Here is an 18,440-nt window from a genome sequence, read left to right as displayed (position 1 = left end):
CCCCCGGCACGCCGATGCGCCCCCTGCCCCCACGCCAGAAACGCTGGCACTTGGCGACACCTATGCCGATCCCCCCGCCTACGTGCGCTACGACCGCGGCCCGATGCCGGTCACCGCGATGGCCGCCGACTACCTGCCCGGCCACGTCACCAACCCGCACCAGCATCCGCACGCGCAACTGATCCATGCCGTGCACGGCGTGATGGTGGTGTGCACCGCCGAAGGCCAGTGGATCGTGCCGCCCACGCGCGGCATGTGGATGCCGGGCGGCACCACGCACTGGATCCGCATGGTGGGCCGGGTGCAGATGCGCACCGCCTATATTCGCCCCGATGCCGCGCCCGACCTGCCGCAGCGCTGCACCGTGCTCGGCATCTCGCCGCTGTTGCGCGAGCTGATCCTGGCCGCGATCGACATCCCCCTGCCCTACGCGCCCGACACCCGCGATGCGCGCCTGATGCGGCTGCTGCTCGATGAAGTGATGCTGGTGCCGTCGTTGCCGCTGCACCTGCCGCGCCCGGCGGATGAGAGCCTGCGGCAGATCTGCGATGCCATCGTCGGCACGCCCGATACCGGGCTGACGCTGGCTGACTGGGGCGAACGGCTGGGGGTCGATCCGAAGACGATCCAGCGGCGCTTTGCCCGGGAGACCGGGATGACCTTCGGGCAGTGGCGCCAGCAGGCGCGGCTGCTGGCGGCGCTGGAGAAGCTGGCCGCGGGCAGCAAGGTGGTGGATGTGGCGCTGGACCTGGGCTATGAAAGCCCGAGCGCGTTCGCGACGATGTTCAGGCGGCAGTTCGGGGTGCCGCCCAGTGTGTTTTTTCGCTGACCGGCAAGCGACGCATCACCGCCCCAGGTACCGCTCCACCAGCCGCGTCCAGTATGCCGCGCCAACCGTCAGGTTGTCGTCGTTGAAGTCGTAGCCCGCGTTGTGCAGCAACGGCTGGTTGGCACCATTGCCCAGCCGCACGAAGCAACCCGGGCGCTGCTGCAGGAAGTAGGCAAAGTCCTCGCTGCCGGCGATGCGGGCGGCCTGCGTCACCACCTTGTCGGCGCCGACCAGTTCCTCGGCCACCTGGCGCGCAAACTCGGTCTCGCGCTCCGTGTTGACCAGCACCGGGTAACCGCGCACGTAGTCGATCTCCGCCACCGCGCCATAGCCTTCGGCATGCGAGGTGGCAAGCTGGCGGATGCGGTGCTCCAGCGACGCGCGCACGTCCGGGCTGAACGAGCGCACGCTGATCTCCATGCGCGCGCTGTCCGGGATCACATTGGGCGCGTGGCCGGCGTGCAGCGTGCCGATGGTGACCACCGCGGTCTCGTTCGGGTCGACATAGCGCGCCACCACCGACTGCAGCGCCATCACCAGGCTGCCGGCCACCAGGATCGGGTCGATCGACTGGTGCGGGCGCGCCGCGTGGCCGCCCTTGCCGCGGATGGTGATGGTGACGGTATCGCACGCCGCCATGAACGGGCCCGAGCGGAACAGGAAGTTGCCCTGCTCCACGCCCGGATGGTTGTGCAGCCCGAAGATGGCATCGCAGGGGAAGCGCTCGAACAGCCCGTCCGCCAGCATGCGCTCGGCGCCGCCGCCGGCGCCGATTTCCTCGGCGGGCTGGAAGATCAGGTGCACCGTGCCGTCGAAGTTGCGCGTGCGCGCGAGCTGCCTGGCCGCGCCCAGCAGGATCGCGGTATGGCCGTCGTGGCCGCAGGCGTGCATGCGGCCGGCGTTGACGCTGGCGTACGGCACGCCGCTGCGCTCGTGGATCGGCAGCGCGTCCATGTCGGCGCGGATGCCCACGCTGCGTTTGCCTTCGCCGCTACGCAACGTGCCCACCACACCGGTGCCGCCCACGCCGCGCGTGACCGCATAGCCCCAGCTCTCCAGCAGGCTGGCAACCAGGCCGGAGGTGCGGACTTCGTCAAAGGCGAGTTCGGGATGCTGGTGGATGTTGCGCCGGATGGCTTCGAGTTCCGCGCGGCTGTCCAGGGTGTCGGTCAGCGCGCAGTACTGGCGCTTGAGGGAGGACTTCAGGGTGGTGCCGAGGTAATTCTCTATTTCGGGGGCAAGTTCGGGGGCATGCTCAGACATGGCTTTTGCTCGTTGGCGGAAGCTGTATAAGCAGTATTTCACGCAGAAAACGCGAGCGAAATGCCAAGTGTGTGATTTCCTGTAAATCGATGCGATTCAGCCCTTTGGGGCACCGGAACTGTTGCCCTAATCGTACGCTTTGTGTGGAAACCAAACCGTTTGTGTAAAAGCGTATCGACGGGGAACCTTCTCCGAGTCTGCTCCGGGGCCCACGTGCGCGTACGAAACGCTGGCGTTTATCCACGCCAGCGCATCGCGGTCACTTTGCGCGGTTGCCTACCGTTCGCCGTATGCGACTACCTGCTGCGTCTGCACGCCCAGCCCCTCGACCCCGAGCCGCATGGTGTCTCCCGCCTTCAGGTAGCGCGGCGGCTTGAAGCCCATGCCCACGCCCGGCGGCGTGCCGGTCGCGATCAGGTCGCCTGGCAGCAGCGTCATGAAGCGGCTGACATAGCTGACCAGCGTCGCCACGTCGAACACCATGGTCGCGGTGCTGCCCTTCTGCACGCGCTCGCCGTTGACCTCGAGCCACAGATTCAGCGCCTGCGGATCGGCCACTTCTTCGCGCGTCACCAGCCAGGGGCCGGCCGGGCAGAAGGTGTCGCAGCCCTTGCCCTTGTCCCAGGTGCCGCCGCGCTCGATCTGGAACTCACGCTCTGAGACGTCATTGACTACGCAGTAGCCCGCCACGTGGCGCAGCGCCTCTTCACGCGAGACATTGCGCGCCGTGGTCCCGATCACCACGCCCAGCTCCACTTCCCAGTCGGTTTTCTCCGACCCGAACGGCAGCATTACCGCGTCATTGGGGCCGTTCAGCGAGCTGTTCGCCTTCAGGAACACGATCGGCTCGGCCGGCAGCGGCATGCCGGCCTCGGCGGCGTGGTCGGCATAGTTCAGGCCAATCGCCACGATCTTGCCGATACCCGTCCACGGCACGCCGAAGCGCGCATCGTCGATCAGGGGCAGCGAAGCCGGGTCCACCTTTGCGATGGCTTCCAGCGCCGCCGGCGCCAGTTGCGCCGCGCCGATATCGGCCACCACGCCGGTCAGGTCGCGCACGCGCCCCTGCGCATCGATCACGCCCGGGCGCTCCGCGCCGGGCTTGCCTACTCGAACCAGTTTCATTGTCGTTGTCTTCTTCAGGGATTGTTCAGGCGGTTTGCTTCAGGGCGGCATCGCGCCCGGCCTCAGCCAGCGTGCGCGCCACCACGTTCAGCACCTCTTTCGCGGTGTTCTCGGAATGCTGGCGCAGCACTTGCGCCAGCCGCGGCCGGCCGGGCTCGCGCAGCGCGGCCATGATGGCCTCGTGTTCCTCGTGCGACTCCTGCCAGCGGATCGTATCGGCATTGGCAGCGCCGCGTGCGCGGTGCACCTTACTCATCAGCGCGGCATAGATGCCGGCCAGCACCGGATTGCCGGCGCCATCGATGATGATCTGGTGGATTTCCTGGTTGATGCGGAAATAGTCGGTGCGCCGGCCGGCGGCATGCGCGTCGATCATGGCCTGGTGGCGCCGCTCCAGCCTGGTCATCGCGGCATCGCCCAGGCGCTGCGCCGCCAGTTCGCCGGCCAGTGCCTCCAGCCCGTGCAGGGTTTCGAAGGTGCAGCGCAGTTCGTCCAGGTCCAGCGGTGCAACCCGGTAGCCAATGTACTGCCGGTGTAACACCAGCCCTTCGGACACCAGCACCTTCAGGGCCTCGCGCAGCGGCGTCTTGGAGACGTCGAACGCCTCGCAGATGGCCCGTTCGTCGATCCGCGCGCCGGGCGGCAACTCGCCCTCTTCGATCATGGTGCGCAGCCGGACGGCGATTTCAGCCGACATGCCGAGCGTGCGCAGGCGCGTGTTTTGGGAATGCGTTTGTGTCACAGACGTCACCAGAATGGGGAAATGCACCATCAGAAGGCTACCACAACCCGAAATTGTGCATACGCAACATAGAAAAATCAATGACTTACAAGCGTTGTAATTACAGATTACGTATCCTATACTCGGCCCTGTTGCGCGACACGACCATTAAAACTGCCCATCCACGGACCCAAGGAGGAGACGCCGCCATGCAAACCACAAGCCGGGCGACAGGGCTCACGGAGGCCAAGACCTCTGTGCGCTGGAAGATTTTCTTGATGATGCTGTTCCTGATCGCGATCAACTACATCGATCGCGCCTCGCTGTCGGTGGCGATGCCGCTGATCGCGAAAGAGTTCGACCTCAGCCCCGCCATGCAGGGCCTGATCCTCAGTTCGTTCTTCTGGACCTATGCGCTGATGCAGGTGCCGGGCGGCATGCTGGCCGACAAGTACAAGCCGCGCATCGTGATTGCCGCCGCCACCGTGTTCTGGGGGATTGCGCAGGCGGTCGCGGCCTTTACCACCAACGCCACCACGCTGCTGCTGACCCGGCTCGGGCTGGGTGCCGCCGAGGCGCCGATCTACCCCGCCGGCGGCAAGCTCAATGCGATCTGGATGACGCAGAACGAGCGCGGCCGCGGCGCCACGCTGCTCGACGGCGGCGCGCCGCTGGGCGCGGCGCTCGGCGCGATCATCATCACGTGGCTGATCGCCACGCTTGGCTCCTGGCGGCTCGCATTTATCGTGGCCGGCGTGGGGACCGTGCTGGCCGGCGTGGTGGCGTGGTACTACGTGCGCAATTCGCCGCGCGAGCACCGCGGCGTCAATGAGCTGGAAGCCCGCTATATCGAGGAAGCGCAGGCCAACGAGCACCGCGCCGAACCGGCCAACCTGTCGGGCCGCTCGCTGGACTTCTTCAAGTACCGCTCGGTGTGGTGCATGGCGATCGGCTGGATGTGCTTCAACACCGTGTTCTACGGCCTGCTGACCTGGATGCCCAACTACCTGAACAAGGTGCACGGCTTCGACATCAAGCAGATGGGCGGCGCCAGCTTCATCATCTTTTTCAGCGGCTTCGTCGGCGAACTGATCGGCGGCTGGATCGCCGACAAGTGGAAGGAAGCCGGCGGCCGTCCCAATGTGGTCATGCGCACGCTGTTCGGCATCGCCGCGGTGGTGGCCACGGCCTCGATCTTCTCGGTGGCCTATGTCAGCGATCCGATCGTGGTGGTCGTGCTGCTGTCCTCCACGCTGTTCTTCCTGCGCTGGTGCGGCCTGTTCTGGTGCGTGCCGTCGATGCTCGGCACCCGCAACAAGGTCGGCTTCCTGGGCGGCGTGATGAACCTGGGCGGCAATATCGGCGGCATCACCGTGCCGATCATCGTCGGCATGATCGTGCAGTTCACCGGCTCGTACTTCCTCGCGCTGATGTTCTTCGCGGCGGCCGGCGTCGGGCTGCTGCTGGCCTCGACCGCGATCGACTACGAGACCAAGATCCCGGTCTGATCCCCAGGCTTTACCTTATTCCGGCAGGAGGCCGGCAATGTCCCGGCCCTCGCACCCACTCCTGAGCAAAAACACAATGACCAAGCAAATCCGACTCGGCATGCTGACGCCGTCTTCCAACACGGCGCTCGAACCCATCACCAGCGCGATGGTTGCCGGCCTGCCCAATGTCAGCGCGCATTTCTCGCGCTTTACCGTGACCGAGATCTCGCTGCGCGACCAGGCCCTGGGCCAGTTCAATCTCGACAAGATCCTGGCCGCCGCCAGCCTGCTGGCCGATGCGCGCGTCGATGTCATCGCCTGGAACGGCACCTCGTCCGGCTGGCTCGGCTTCGACAAGGATGAAGCGCTGTGCAGGCAGATCACCGAAGCCACCGGCATCCCGGCCACGACCTCGGTGCTGGCGCTCAAAGAGATCCTGGAGAAGACCGGCGCGCGCAATTTCGGGCTGGCCACGCCGTACCTGGATGACGTGCAGCAACGCATCATCGCCAACTACGAGCGCAGCGGCTTCACCTGCGTGGCGGAGAGCCACCTGGACCTGCATGTGAACTACAGCTTCGCCGAGGTCGAGGAAGACACCATCCGCGAGATGGTGCGCGGCATCGCGCAGCACCAGCCGCAGGCCATCACCACCTTCTGCACCAACCTGCGTGCCGCGCACCTCGCCGAAGAGCTTGAAGCCGAGACCGGCATTCCGCTGTACGACACCATCTCCACCGTGGTGTGGAAGTCGCTGCGCCTGTGCGGCGTGGATACGCGCGAACTGCGCGGCTGGGGCCGCCTGTTCCGCGAAGTGGAGTAAGCCGATGTCCGCTCACGACAGCCTTGACCTGGTGATCCGGCGCGCGGACGTGGTCACTGCGTCCGACCGCTTCCGCTGCGATATCGGCGTGCGCGGCGGGCAGGTCGTCGCGCTCGGCCACGCGTTGCCGCAGGGCGCGCGCGAGATCGATGCCGATGGCCTGCTGGCGCTGCCCGGCGGCGTCGACGGCCATTGCCACCTCGACCAGCCGCTGCCCGACGGACTGCGCATGGCCGACGACTTCTTCACCGGCACGCGCGCCGCGGTCTGCGGTGGCACCACCACCGTGATCCCGTTCGCCGCGCAGGAAAAGGGCGCATCGCTCAAGGCTGCCGTGGCGGACTACCATCGCCGCGCGGAAGGGCGCGCCGTGATCGACTACGCCTTCCACCTGATCGTGGCCGATCCCACGCCCGCGGTGCTGACCGACGAACTGCCGGCGCTGATCCGCAAGGGCTACAGCTCGTTCAAGGTCTACATGACCTATGACGACCTCAAGCTGTCCGACCGCGAGATGCTGTCGGTGCTGGATGTCGCCAGGCAGAACAACGCGCTGGTGATGGTGCATGCCGAGAATGCCGACTGCATCTCGTGGCTGACCGACAAGCTGGTCGGGGAAGGGCGCATCGCACCGCGTTTCCACGGCCTGGCACGGCCCGCCGCGGTGGAACGCGAAGCCACGCACCGCGCCATCACCTTTGCCGAGCTGGTCGACGTGCCGATCCTGATCGTGCATGTCTCCGGCAAGGAAGCGATCGAGCAGATCCGCTGGGCACAGGGCAGGGGGCTGCAGATCCTTGCCGAGACCTGCCCGCAGTACCTGTACCTGACCGCCGACGACATGGGGCTGCCCGGCGATGACGGCTACGAAGGCGCCAAGTGCATCTGCAGCCCGCCGCCGCGCGATCCGGAGAACCAGGCCGCGGTATGGCGCGCGCTCACCAACGGCGTGTTCAGCGTGTTCTCGTCCGACCATGCGCCGTTCCGTTATGACGACCCGCAAGGCAAGCAGCCGGGCGGCAACCGGCCTTCGTTCGAGCATATCCCCAACGGCGTGCCGGGCATCGAGACGCGCCTGCCGCTGCTGTTCGACGGCGTGGCGCGCGGCAAGCTGTCGCTACACCAGTTCGTCGAACTGACTTCGTGGCGGCCGGCGCGCCTGTACGGGCTGTATCCGCGCAAGGGCACCATCGCCATCGGCGCGGATGCGGACATCGTGCTGTGGGACCCGCACAAGCGCGTGCAGATCCGCAACAGCGCGCTGCATCACGCGGTGGACTACACGCCGTATGAGGGCATCGAAGTGACCGGCTGGCCGGTGCATTGCTTCTCGCGCGGCGAGCTGCTGGTGCGCGACGGGCAGTACCTGGAGCCGCAGGCAGGAAGAGGGCAGTTCCTGCCGGCCGGCGCGCCGATGCTTGCTTGATTGCTCCGCGACTTGGAACTGCGCGTGTGTGCAAGCGCGCCCAATCCAGGATCTCATCCTCTTACCCTCTGCCAGCCCCAATTCCCCCATGCAACTCCTGATCGTCAATCCCAATATCAGCGAATCCGTCACCGCGCTGATCGAAGCCGAAGCGCGCCGCACCGCCGCCTCCACCACCACACTGAAGATGGCGACCGCGCCGTTCGGCGTGGCCTATATCGAGACCCGCTTCGAAGCGCTGGTCGGCGGCTACGCCACCGCCTGCGCCGCCGCGGAGCATGCCGGCCAGTTCGATGGCCTGGTGGTCGCCGCCTTCGGCGACCCCGGCCTGGCGGGCCTGAAAGAGCTGTTCGACGTGCCGGTCGTCGGCATGACCGAGGCCGCGCTGGCCAGTGCCTGCCTGCTGGGGCAGCGCTTCTCCATCATCGCGATCTCGCACCGCATCCAGGCCTGGTATCGCGAATGCGTGGCGGCCAATGGCCTGTCATCGCGGCTGGCGAGCGTGCGTTCGCTGCAGGAGCCGCTGCGCGATATCGGCAGCGTGCAGGAAGACCATGCCGCGCGGCTGGAGCAATTGTGCCTGCAGGCGGTGGAGCAGGACGGCGCCGATGTGATCATCGTGGCCGGCGCGCCGCTGGCGGGGCTGGCGCGCTCGCTGCAGGGCCGCCTGCCGGTGCCGGTGGTGGATGGAGTGTCGAGCGCGGTGCGGCATTGCGAATCGCTGGTGGCGCTGCGCGCGGGCAGCGCCACGCAAGGCAGCTTTGCGCGGCCGCCGCACAAGCCTAACGCGGGGCTGACGCCGGCGCTGGCAAAGCTGCTCGACTAAGCTGCGCCAACCAACACCTGTGCAGTTTTGCAAGGCGCGTCCGCAAGGGCGCGCATTGCCGCACAGGCGGCGCGATCCTAGACTGCCTGCACGGCCGCCGCATGACGTGGCGGCCAGCTAACCACAACAGGATCGCGATGAAGCTCTACTACTCTCCGGGCGCCTGCTCGATGGCCGTGCATATCGCGCTGCGCGAAGCCGGCCTGCCCGTCACGCTGGCCAAGGTCGACCTGCTCCAGCACAAGCTGGCGCAGCCAGAGAACGGCAGCGATGACTACTACGCCATCAACCCGCGCGGCTACGTACCGCTGCTGCAGCTCGACGACGGCTCGCGCCACACCGAAGTGGCATCGCTGCTGCAATACATCGCCGACCAGGTGCCCGAGCGCGCGCTGCTGCCCGCCGCCGGCACGCGCGAGCGGCTCGAAGCCACCGGCTGGCTGACGCTGGTTTCGACCGAACTGCACAAGGTCTTCAGCCCGTGGCTGTGGCACAAGGAAACCGCGCAGAGCACGCAGGACGCGTGCAAGGCCAAGCTGCAGCTGCGCTTTGCCGAACTCGACAAGCACCTGCAAACCCGCCAGTACCTGACCGGCGACACCTACACCGTGGCCGACGCCTACTGCTTCACCATCCTCGGCTGGGCCCGCATGCTGATGATGCCGCTGAGCGCGTACCCGGCGCTGCAGCAGTACCTGTCGCGCATCGCTGCACGGCCGGCGGTGCAGGAGGCGATGCGGGCTGAAGGACTGGTGCGCGACTGATTGTTGGCGCGTGTGCGCAGCGCGCTCAGCGCTGCGCGCCGAGCAGCGATTCGATCTTTGCCACCAGTTCCTTGTCGTCCGGTTTGGTGCGGCTGCCGTAGCTGGCCACCACCTTGCCGTCGCGGCCGATCAGGTATTTGTAGAAGTTCCACTTGGGCGTGGTGCCGGTCTCCCTGGCCAGCAGCGCATACATCGGGTTGGCGTCGCTGCCGCGCACGTGCGACTTGCCGAGCATCGGGAACTTGACGCCGTAGGTGTTGTAGCAGAAGTCCGCGATCTCTTTTTCCGAGCCGGGCTCCTGCGAGAAGTCGTTGGACGGGAAGCCGATCACCACCAGTCCGCGCTGGCGGTACTTTGCGTACAGCGCCTCCAACCCTTCGTACTGCGGCGTGAAGCCGCAATAGCTGGCGGTGTTGACCACCAGCACGACCTTGCCGGCGTACTGGCACAGGTTCTGCGGCGCGTCGTCCTGCAGGCGCGGGAAGGTGAAGTTGAGCGATGCGGGGCAGGCGCCGGCGGCGGCCGCAGGAGCGGCGGGCTTGTCGGCGGCGCGGGCAGGGGCCGGGAGCAGGGCGGCGCTGGCCACCGCTAGCGCCATGGCGGCGGCAAGAACGATGCTGGTCGAGGCGTGATGGCTATTCAGGCAACGGCGGATCATGGCGACGGGGCTCCGGTGGCTCGCTGTATCGGGTACGCGTAGTCTACGCCGGCTACGGCGGCTTTGAGCGACGCCGCCGTCGCCTCCGTCAGTCCATCGCCAGCGTCGCGGCGTGCTCGGTGGCGTTGCTGCGCAGTTCCAGGTCCGGCATCCGGCGCACGATCAGCAGCGCCACCACGGCCGCCGCCGCGCCCGCGGCGAAGATCAGGTGGAAGCCCGACTCCACACCGCCGGCCAGCATCTGGCGCACCGCCGGCGACAGTTGCGCCAGCGCTTCGCTGCCATGGCGCAGCGCGCCCAGGTCGAGCGCCTGGCTGGCGCCGGATGCCGCCAGCGCGTGGCGGAATTCCAGCGTCAGCAGCGTGCCGGCCAGCGCCCCGCCGATCGCGCTGCCAAGCGAGCGCAGCACCAGCAGCGCGCCGGTGCCGGCGCCGGTATCGCGGCGCTCGAGCGCGTTCTGCACGCACATCAGCGTCGCCACCATGGTGATGCCCAGGCCCACGCCCGCCAGCATCATCGCCGCCAGCACCACGGCCAGCGGCACCGCGTGCGTCATCAGCGCCAGTACCGTCAGCCCGAGCGCGCCGGCGATATAGCCCGCCGTCAGGATGCCGCGCATGCGGCCCACGCGCGGCGCCAGCCACGCCACGATAAAGTTGCCCGCCACGGTCGCCAGCAGGAACGGCATCACCAGCAGGCCCGAGGTCGACGCATCGGCGCCGCGCACGAGCTGGAAATGCAGGGGCAGGGCGAAGATGCACAGGAAGATATCGAGCGCCGCCAGCGCCGAGGCCGCCACGCCCATGACGTAGGCGCGGTTGGCAAACAGGCGTGGCGGCAGCATCGGGTCGGCGGCGCGGCGCTCTTGCCACGCAAGCAGCGCGACCGCGGCGGCTGCGGCCAGCAGCAGGGCGCCCAGTTGCGGCGAAATCCAGTCGTAGAGGTCGCCGCCCCAGCTCATCGCCAGCAGGAAGGCGACGATGGCCACCGCCAGCAGCAGCGCGCCCAGCCAGTCCACGCGCGCGCTGCCGCCGCGCGGCGGCAGCATGGCCAGGCCGCGATAGCACATGCACATCGCCAGCAGCCCCAGCGGCAGGTTGACCCAGAACAGCCAGCGCCACGACAGATGGTCGGAGACCCAGCCGCCCACCAGCGGCCCGGCGATCGACGCCACAGCCCACACCGTCGCCAGGTAGCCCTGGTAGCGTCCGCGCTGGCGCGGCGCCACCACGTCGGCAATCGCCGCCTGCGCCAGCGACATCAGCCCGCCGCCGCCCACACCCTGCAACGCGCGGAACAGGATCAGCTGCCCCAGCGTCTGCGCCAGTGCGCACGCCACCGACGCCGCGATAAACAGCGTGATCGCCACCATCAGCAGCCGCCGCCGCCCGAAGCTGTCCGACAGCTTGCCGTACAACGGCGTGGTCACTGTCGACACGATCAGGTAAGCGGTCACGATCCACGACAGGTGGCCAAAACCGTTCAGGTCATTGGCGATCGCCGGCACCGCCGGGATCACTACTGTCTGGTCAAGCGCGGCCAGCAGGATGCACAGCACGATGCCGCCGATGACCCGCATGATGGCGCGGTGGTCGTGGACGGGCGCCTGGGCGGGTACGGCGGAAGAGGGTGAAGACATGGGCAAGCACGAAACCGCAGCGATGTGCGGTGAAGTCAACGTCAAATGCTGGGAATTTCGGACTGGGAACCGCGGTGGGAGGGGGCGTGGCGCCGTCGCGGGTGGCCTTAATTCAGCGAACGCATAATTATAAGGCCGTGGGGATTTGCTTGCTGCTTGGGTGCGTGATGGCGATAGCAGCAGGCTCCCCTCTCCCGCCTGCGACCCTGAGGGGGAGAGGGAGAACACCTTGCTGAGGCCAGTTCGCGCGGCTTTGGAGCGCCCAAACCGTCAGCCTGGCTCGCGTCCGGTGTTGTTTACCGCCCGCCGCCCGTAATGTAGTGCTCCAGCTGCTCAATAATGAACTGCTGCTCCGAGATGATGTCCTTCACCAGGTCGCCGATCGACAGCATGCCGATCAGTTCCTCGCCGTCCATCACCGGCAGATGGCGCAGCCGGTGCTTGGTCATCAGCGCCATGCATTCGTCGGTGCTCTGGTTGGCGCTGACATAGATCACGGCGTTGGTCATGATGTCGCGCACCAGGGTTTCGCGCGAGGTGCGCTGCATCAGGATCACCTTGCGTGCGTAGTCGCGCTCGCTCAGGATGCCCTTGATCTCGCCCTGCTCGATGACAAGCAGCGCGCCGATGCCTTTTTCCGCCATCAGCTGCAGCGCGGCATAGACCGTCGCGGTCGGCGGGATGCTGTAGATGGCCTGAGTGGGCTTGGACTCCAGAACCTGGCGTGCGGTTTTCATCACCAACTCCTCTTTCCGTCGAGAATGCAATGCGGGTGGCGGTGCCTGCTTTGTGCCAATGGAACCAGAGTAGCAAAGGAAAGCGCACCCCCGCTAGGGTGACTTACGCGAATCTTTGTAAGCAAGGTTGTGACGAGGGCATGGCAGCGAGCGATGCAGTTGGCGCCATCGCTCTCCTCCGCACCCCGCATCGCCCCGCCCACGGGAAAATTTGCCGCACCCATTGCTGCAGTGCAAGGTCCGCCCTGTTCACTCCGTCATCAACCGCACCTTCACTTTCTTCCCCTTCACCTTCCCCGCGTTCAACCGCTTCACCGCCTCGCGCCCGATGCCGCGATCCACCGCGATATACGTCGACATCTCCAGCACATTGATCTTGCCGATCTGCTCCTTGCTGAAGCCCGCCTCACCAGTCAGCGCGCCAAGAATATCCCCCGGCCGGATCTTCTCCTTGCGCCCACCCAGCATCTGCAGCGTCACCATCGGCGGCAGCAGCCGTTCATTGCTGGCGGGCGTCAGCTCGGCCAGCGAATGCCACTCGAACTCGCCGCCATGGTGCTGTTCCAGGTTGCCCACGCGGCCCATCTCATCCATGCTGACCAGGCTGAAAGCCCAGCCCTCCTGGTCGGCGCGCCCGGTGCGGCCGATGCGGTGCACATGCACTTCGGGGTCGGGCGTGATCTCGACATTGATCACCGCCTCGAGCTGCGCGATATCGAGCCCGCGTGCGGCCACGTCGGTCGCCACCAGCACCGAGCAGCTCCGGTTGGCAAACTGCACCAGCACCTGGTCGCGCTCGCGCTGCTCCAGTTCGCCATGCAGCGCCAGCGCCTGGTAGCCCTGCGCACGCAGCAGCTCCACCAGGTCGCGGCAGCGCGCCTTGGTATTGCAGAATGCCAGCGTGCTGACCGGCCGGAAGTGGTCCAGCAGGCGCCCCACGGCGTTCAGGCGTTCGCCTTCTTCGACCTCGTAGAAGCGCTGGCGGATGGTGGTGTTGTCGTGCGTCGCTTCCAGCTTCACCGACTGCGGCTTGCGCAGGAAGCGGTGGCTCAGCTTGTCGATGCCGGGCGGGTAGGTGGCGGAGAACAGCAGCGTCTGCCGCTCCTTCGGGCAACGGCTAGCCACGTAGGCGATATCGTCGAAGAAGCCCATGTCGAGCATGCGGTCGGCTTCATCGAGCACCAGCGTGTTGATCGCCGCCAGGTCCAGGCTGGCGCGGTCGATGTGATCCAGGATGCGTCCGGGCGTGCCCACCACGATATGCGCGCCATGGATCAGGCTGTCCACCTGCGGCCGCATCGGCGAGCCGCCGCACAGCGTCAGCACTTTGATGTTCTCTTCAGCGCGCGCCAGGCGGCGGATTTCCTGCGTGACCTGGTCGGCCAGCTCGCGCGTGGGGCACAGCACCATGGCCTGCACATCGAAGCGGCGCGGATCGAGCCGGTGCAACAGCGCCAGCGCGAACGCGGCGGTCTTGCCGCTGCCGGTCTTGGCCTGTGCCACCAGGTCGTGGCCCGCCAATGTGATCGGCAGGCTGGCCGCCTGGATCGGCGTCATTTCGTCATAGCCGAGCTGCGCCAGCGTGGCGAGCATGGTGGGCGACAGCGGCAGGGTGGAGAAAGCGGTGCCGGCTTGCGGCTGGGCGGGGGTCGTGTTCATGCGCGATTATAGCGAGCGAGCATCAGTCGTCAGCCGGCGGCGTCCAGCCGAGCCGCGCCAGCAGCGCCTGCGCCGCGGCCGGCGCGCGCTCCTTGGCGCCGTTGATAAAGAAGACAAAGACCTCGCGCATGCGCGCCGCGGGCTTGCGGTCTTCCACCGCCGGCAGGTCTTGCGGCTGCGCGCCCCGCGCCCAGGTGCGCGTGCGTTCGGCCCACTCGTCGAGCGCCTTGGGCGCATAGCCGGTCTTCAGCTTCTCGCTGCTGGCCATCAGCCGTGCATAGACGAAGTCGGCAGTCAGGTCCGCCATCGACGGGAACTTGGGCGAATCGGTAAATACCGTGGCGGCCTTGTACCTGCGCGCTAGCTTCAGGTAGTCCGGCGACAGGAAGCTGTCGTGCCGCACCTCGAGCACGTGGCGCAGTTTTACGCCCTCCACCGAAGCCGGCAGCAGCTGCAGGAAGGCCTCGAAGTCCTCCGCATCGAACTGCTTGGTCGGCGCGAACTGCCACACCACCGGACCCAGCTTGGGGCCGAGCTCGGCAATGCCGCTGTCGATAAAGCGCTCGATCGATTCGCCCGACTCGGCCAGCACGCGCCGGTTAGTGGCAAAGCGCGAGGCCTTCACCGCGAACACGAAGTCGTCCGGGGTTTCATCGCGCCATTTGGCGAACGACGTGCGCTTCTGCGTGCCGTGATAGGTGCTGTTGATTTCGATCGCGCTGAGATGGCGGCTGGCATATTCCAGCTCGCGCGATTGCGGCAATTTGGCGGGATAGAAGTTGTCGCGCCACGGCGCGAAATTCCAGCCGCCTATGCCGACGCGCACCAGGTCAGCCGGCTGGGCGGCTTTGCGCGACGTGGGCCTGGGTGTGGCTTTCGGCGTTGCTGCAGGCGTGGATGCGGACTTCGCCGCGGTGCGTGCTGCCATGGCGCGATCTCCCGGGACGCGAGACTGGCAGTCTAGCGGGAAACGGTGGCGAGCGGGGATGCGGTGCCCCCAAAACGAAACCGTCGTCCCCGCTTGCGCGGGAACGACGGTCTATCCGCCAGGCGAAAGCCTCAGGTCAGAACGCGAAGTTCTGGATCACATCGGCGATATTCACATCGACCTGCTGCGTGACTACCGCACCGCTGGCGCTGGTGGCCTGCACGCTGTACTTGCCACCGGCTGCGGCGTCCGCCGTCAGCGGGATCGGCAGCGCGGCCTGGTAGGTGCCGATCACCGGCGCGGCCACCGGCAGCGCCGGCTCGGTCGCGTACAGGCTGTAGGCGCCGGTATCGGTCGCGGCGGCGGTCGCCGCGATCTCGAAGGTGCCGCCGCTGACCAGTTGCAGCGCGCGCAGCGTCGCTTCAGCGCTGGCCGGCGTGACCGTGCCGGAAACGCGACGGTACGTCGAGGTCGGCAGCGAAATCGGCGCCGCCGCGGTCGCGATCGCGGTGCTGCCGCCCGCCACAACCGGCACAGCGCGCACGATGCCCGTGGCACGGCCATTCGCCGCGCCCGGCACCACCACCACGTCGACCGCGCCGGCCGTGCTGCTCTGCTCGATCGGCGACAGCGTGAAGTTGCCGTTGGCGTCCGCCACGGTGGCCTTCACCACCACGCCGTTGCGCTCGGCATAGACGCGCGCGCCCGGGGCCGAAGCGACCACGCCGGTCACCGCACCGCTGACCACCGTCGGGATCGCCGTCACCACCGGCTTCAGGCCGTAGGTGCCGTTACCGCGCCTGACCACCGACTTGCAGGCGTCGAAGTCGAGCACCAGGTCCGTCAGCGTGCCCGATGCCACCGAGAACGAACGATTGATCTTGATGCCGGACTGCACCGCACTCGGCGTATCCAGCGATTGCTCGGTACCGCCGGTGGGCACCACCGAGTTGGCCAGCGCGCCCGAACCGCCCCCGCGGTTGGCATCGAGCACCAGCCGCACCTGCTGGTAGTCGCCCGCAGGCAGTGCGGTCTGGCCCAGCGTGGTCATCACGCCGTTGGTCAGCGACAGCAGGTCGATCCTGCGTGCAGGGACCACGTCGATGTCGACCCAGCCGCCGGCATTGGGATCGGCATTGGCGCTGCTGTGCACGCGCACCTTGTTGACGGTGACAAAGACATTGTCAAAGCCACAGGCCGGCGCATCGGTCATCGAGACCTTCAGCGTCCCGGTCCCGCCGCCATCATCGCCACCGCCGCCGCCGCAGGCGGCCAGCACCAGGGCGCCGCTCAGCGCAAGCATGCGCAGCGACGCAGAAGTCAATGAAAAGGCTTTCACGGTAGTCACTCCGCTTGTTGTTTGGGGTGACCGGAGAATATGTTGCAGAACGCATAAGCGCTGTAAGTCTTTGTAATGCGTTGTGAAAATATCAGCGCCTTGTCTGCATGACTGGTCAGCCAGTGTTTGCAACTGCATAGCGAGCGAAACCGCCCCGCCCATGCGATGCCGGGACGTTCTGCTGCAAGCGCAAAGTCACCGCCTCGCCGTTCGTTTTACGAACAGCAGTCCAACCTGCGGTCGTCTCTGCCCAATCGAAAGCGCACGATCGCGCACCAATCTGCCGCGTTGTGCCGTCAACGTGGGCGCAATCGACATGATTTCACCGACTCACCTCAAGTCGGCCGCGGCCGCTCCGTATACAGCGAAGTGGAAACCCCACAAAACGCCCCCAATGATTCCCTACGAAGGATCTCCCTGATGTTTACTACCATCCGCGCGCGGATCGTGGCCCTGTGCGTGGCCATTGTCGTCGCCGCACTCGCCATCAATACGGCGCTGAACCAGTTCGTTGCCAGCCGCTACAACGAGGACGCCATCGACAGCAGCCTGGCTGCCGTGCAAAGCGGCCACACCAGCACCATCGTCGAATGGGTGGCCTCACACAGCCAGATGATCCAGTCGCTGCAGGAAGCCGTGCTGCAGCCAGAACCCGACGCTGCGCTGAAGCAGGTTGCCGACGCCGGCCGCTTCACCAACGTCTACGTCGGCTATGCCGACAAGACTTCCAGATTCTCCGAGCCGAAAGGCGTCCCGCCCGGCTACGACCCGACCGCCCGGCCCTGGTACAAGCAGGCCGCCACAGCCGGCATGCCGGTGGTGACGCCGCCCTATGTCTCTGCCAGCACCGGCAAGCTGGTCGTGACATTTGCCACGCCCGTGGTGCGCGATGGCGAGGTCAAGGCCGTGGTGGGCGGCGATGTGGCGATGGACACAGTTGTGGCCAACGTCAAGGCAATGCGCCCGACGCCGGCCAGCTTCGGCATGCTGGTGGCCAGATCCGGCGAAATCGTCGCGCACACCGACGACAAGCTCACGCTCAAGCCCGTCACCGAACTCATGCCCGCGCTCGGCACCGACAAGCTCGCCGCGCTGATCGACGCCAAGGCGCCGGTGGAAGTCGAGGTCGGCGGCAGCGCCAAGCTGCTCGGCGCCCGCGCAATCCCCGGCACCGACTGGATGGTCATCGTCGCGCTGGACAAGGCCGAGGCCACCGCCGGCATGCGCTCGGTGCTGATCGCGTCCGTGATCGCCCTGGTGCTGATCGGCGCCGTGGCCGCCATCGTGGTGTGGGGCGTCGCGACGATGTCGCTGCGCGGCCTGTCCACCGTGCGCGACGCGATGGACGCGATCGGCTCCGGCGACGGCGACCTGACCCAGCGCCTGCCCGCCGACGGCAACGACGAAGTCGCGCAGATCGCGCGCGCCTTCAACACCTTTGCCGACAAGCTCTGCACCATCCTGCGCCAGATCCGCGACGCCAGCGAATCCGTGCGCGCCGCCTCCGACGAAATCGCCGCCGGCAATCTCGACCTGTCGCGCCGCACCGAAACCGCCGCCGCCAGCCTGCAGCAGACCGCGGCCTCGATGGAGGAAATCACCGCCACCGTCAGCCAGTCCGCCAACTCCGCCCAGCACGCCAACGAATCCGTCACCACCGCCTCGCGCGTGGCCGGTGACGGCGGCGTGGTGATCGGCGAAGTGATCACCACCATGGGCCAGATCGAAAGCGCCTCGGTCAAGGTCTCCGACATCATCGGCGTGATCGAAGGCATCGCCTTCCAGACCAACATCCTGGCCCTGAACGCCGCCGTCGAAGCCGCCCGCGCCGGCGACCAGGGCCGCGGCTTTGCGGTGGTAGCCGGCGAAGTGCGCGCCCTCGCCCAGCGCAGCGCCCTGGCGGCCAAGGAGATCAAGACGCTGATCGAAACCACCGTGGGCAGCGTCACCTCCGGCTCAGACCAGGTCCGCCGCGCCGGCGACACCATGAACGAGATCGTCAGCAACGTGTCGAAGGTGACCGGCATTATTGCCGAGATCACTAACGCGGCGATGGAACAGACGCGCGGTATTCAAGAGGTAAATATGGCCGTCACCCAGCTCGACGAGATGGTGCAGCAGAATGCGGCGCTGGTGGAGCAGTCGACTGCAGCGGCGGCGGCGTTGCAGACGCAGGCTGGGAGTCTGGCGGGGGCGGTGGGGCAGTTCAGGTT

The 18,440-nt window shown here is 67.0% G+C and carries 16 protein-coding genes; 7 read left to right on the top strand and 9 right to left on the bottom strand.

The window, feature by feature from the left end:
• Window positions 1–829, top strand: an 829-nt coding sequence (locus tag AB1I47_RS31005) for an AraC family transcriptional regulator (RefSeq protein ID WP_407935941.1), incomplete at its 5' end; no start/stop codon positions are given.
• A 15-nt stretch (window positions 830–844) separates the two neighbouring features.
• Here the strand turns inward: AB1I47_RS31005 and AB1I47_RS31000 are convergent.
• From AB1I47_RS31000 to AB1I47_RS30990, 3 genes are all read right to left on the bottom strand, one after another.
• Window positions 845–2,092 (bottom strand): M20 aminoacylase family protein, encoded by a 1,248-nt coding sequence (locus AB1I47_RS31000; protein WP_354687493.1) that lies wholly within the window; start codon window positions 2,090–2,092, stop codon window positions 845–847.
• 276 nt (window positions 2,093–2,368) lie between these two features.
• Window positions 2,369–3,217, bottom strand: a complete 849-nt coding sequence (locus AB1I47_RS30995) for a fumarylacetoacetate hydrolase family protein (RefSeq protein WP_354687492.1) — start codon at window positions 3,215–3,217, stop codon at window positions 2,369–2,371.
• A 25-nt stretch (window positions 3,218–3,242) separates the two neighbouring features.
• Window positions 3,243–3,989 (bottom strand): GntR family transcriptional regulator, encoded by a 747-nt coding sequence (locus AB1I47_RS30990; RefSeq protein WP_354687491.1) that lies wholly within the window; start codon window positions 3,987–3,989, stop codon window positions 3,243–3,245.
• A 158-nt stretch (window positions 3,990–4,147) separates the two neighbouring features.
• Between AB1I47_RS30990 and AB1I47_RS30985 the strand changes: the two genes are divergently transcribed.
• The 5 genes from AB1I47_RS30985 to gstA all read left to right on the top strand — a co-directional run bounded on the left by AB1I47_RS30985 (window position 4,148) and on the right by gstA (window position 9,267).
• Complete coding sequence (locus tag AB1I47_RS30985; RefSeq protein ID WP_354687490.1) at window positions 4,148–5,446, top strand: MFS transporter; 1,299 nt, start codon at window positions 4,148–4,150, stop codon at window positions 5,444–5,446.
• A gap of 76 nt (window positions 5,447–5,522) precedes the next feature.
• Complete coding sequence (locus tag AB1I47_RS30980; protein ID WP_354687489.1) at window positions 5,523–6,251, top strand: maleate cis-trans isomerase family protein; 729 nt, start codon at window positions 5,523–5,525, stop codon at window positions 6,249–6,251.
• 4 nt (window positions 6,252–6,255) lie between these two features.
• On the top strand, window positions 6,256–7,677 hold the full coding sequence (gene hydA / locus AB1I47_RS30975) for a dihydropyrimidinase (protein ID WP_354687488.1): 1,422 nt from the start codon (window positions 6,256–6,258) through the stop codon (window positions 7,675–7,677).
• A gap of 88 nt (window positions 7,678–7,765) precedes the next feature.
• Window positions 7,766–8,503: an aspartate/glutamate racemase family protein gene (locus tag AB1I47_RS30970; protein WP_354687487.1), complete on the top strand. Its 738-nt coding sequence runs from the start codon at window positions 7,766–7,768 to the stop codon at window positions 8,501–8,503.
• 137 nt (window positions 8,504–8,640) lie between these two features.
• Window positions 8,641–9,267 carry a glutathione transferase GstA gene (gene gstA / locus AB1I47_RS30965; RefSeq protein ID WP_354687486.1) on the top strand — a complete coding sequence of 209 codons (627 nt, stop codon included), beginning with the start codon at window positions 8,641–8,643 and terminating at the stop codon, window positions 9,265–9,267.
• A 25-nt stretch (window positions 9,268–9,292) separates the two neighbouring features.
• On the opposite strand, the gene AB1I47_RS30960 is transcribed toward gstA, so the two are convergent.
• The 6 genes from AB1I47_RS30960 to AB1I47_RS30935 all read right to left on the bottom strand — a co-directional run bounded on the left by AB1I47_RS30960 (window position 9,293) and on the right by AB1I47_RS30935 (window position 16,191).
• On the bottom strand, window positions 9,293–9,925 hold the full coding sequence (locus tag AB1I47_RS30960) for a glutathione peroxidase (RefSeq protein WP_354687485.1): 633 nt from the start codon (window positions 9,923–9,925) through the stop codon (window positions 9,293–9,295).
• A gap of 88 nt (window positions 9,926–10,013) precedes the next feature.
• A complete protein-coding gene (locus AB1I47_RS30955; protein WP_354687484.1) occupies window positions 10,014–11,564 on the bottom strand; it encodes an MDR family MFS transporter in 1,551 nt (516 codons plus the stop codon).
• A gap of 296 nt (window positions 11,565–11,860) precedes the next feature.
• Window positions 11,861–12,301 (bottom strand): CBS domain-containing protein, encoded by a 441-nt coding sequence (locus AB1I47_RS30950; protein ID WP_354687483.1) that lies wholly within the window; start codon window positions 12,299–12,301, stop codon window positions 11,861–11,863.
• A gap of 249 nt (window positions 12,302–12,550) precedes the next feature.
• The gene (gene dbpA, locus AB1I47_RS30945) at window positions 12,551–13,960 is read right to left on the bottom strand and encodes an ATP-dependent RNA helicase DbpA (RefSeq protein ID WP_354687482.1); all 1,410 of its coding nucleotides are present in this window, start codon (window positions 13,958–13,960) and stop codon (window positions 12,551–12,553) included.
• A gap of 22 nt (window positions 13,961–13,982) precedes the next feature.
• Complete coding sequence (locus tag AB1I47_RS30940; RefSeq protein WP_354687481.1) at window positions 13,983–14,888, bottom strand: DUF72 domain-containing protein; 906 nt, start codon at window positions 14,886–14,888, stop codon at window positions 13,983–13,985.
• A 136-nt stretch (window positions 14,889–15,024) separates the two neighbouring features.
• On the bottom strand, window positions 15,025–16,191 hold the full coding sequence (locus AB1I47_RS30935; RefSeq protein WP_354687494.1) for a DUF4382 domain-containing protein: 1,167 nt from the start codon (window positions 16,189–16,191) through the stop codon (window positions 15,025–15,027).
• A 456-nt stretch (window positions 16,192–16,647) separates the two neighbouring features.
• Here AB1I47_RS30935 and AB1I47_RS30930 point away from each other — a divergent pair.
• Window positions 16,648–18,440 (top strand): methyl-accepting chemotaxis protein (locus tag AB1I47_RS30930; RefSeq protein WP_354687480.1); only part of this gene is annotated, 1,793 nt, incomplete at its 3' end.

Origin of the sequence: Cupriavidus necator, from assembly GCF_040578825.1 — a bacterium.
GTDB classification, from domain to species: domain Bacteria; phylum Pseudomonadota; class Gammaproteobacteria; order Burkholderiales; family Burkholderiaceae; genus Cupriavidus; species Cupriavidus necator_E.
The sequence above is the reverse complement of the archived record's forward strand: the minus strand, read 5'-3'. Positions and strand labels throughout refer to the sequence as shown.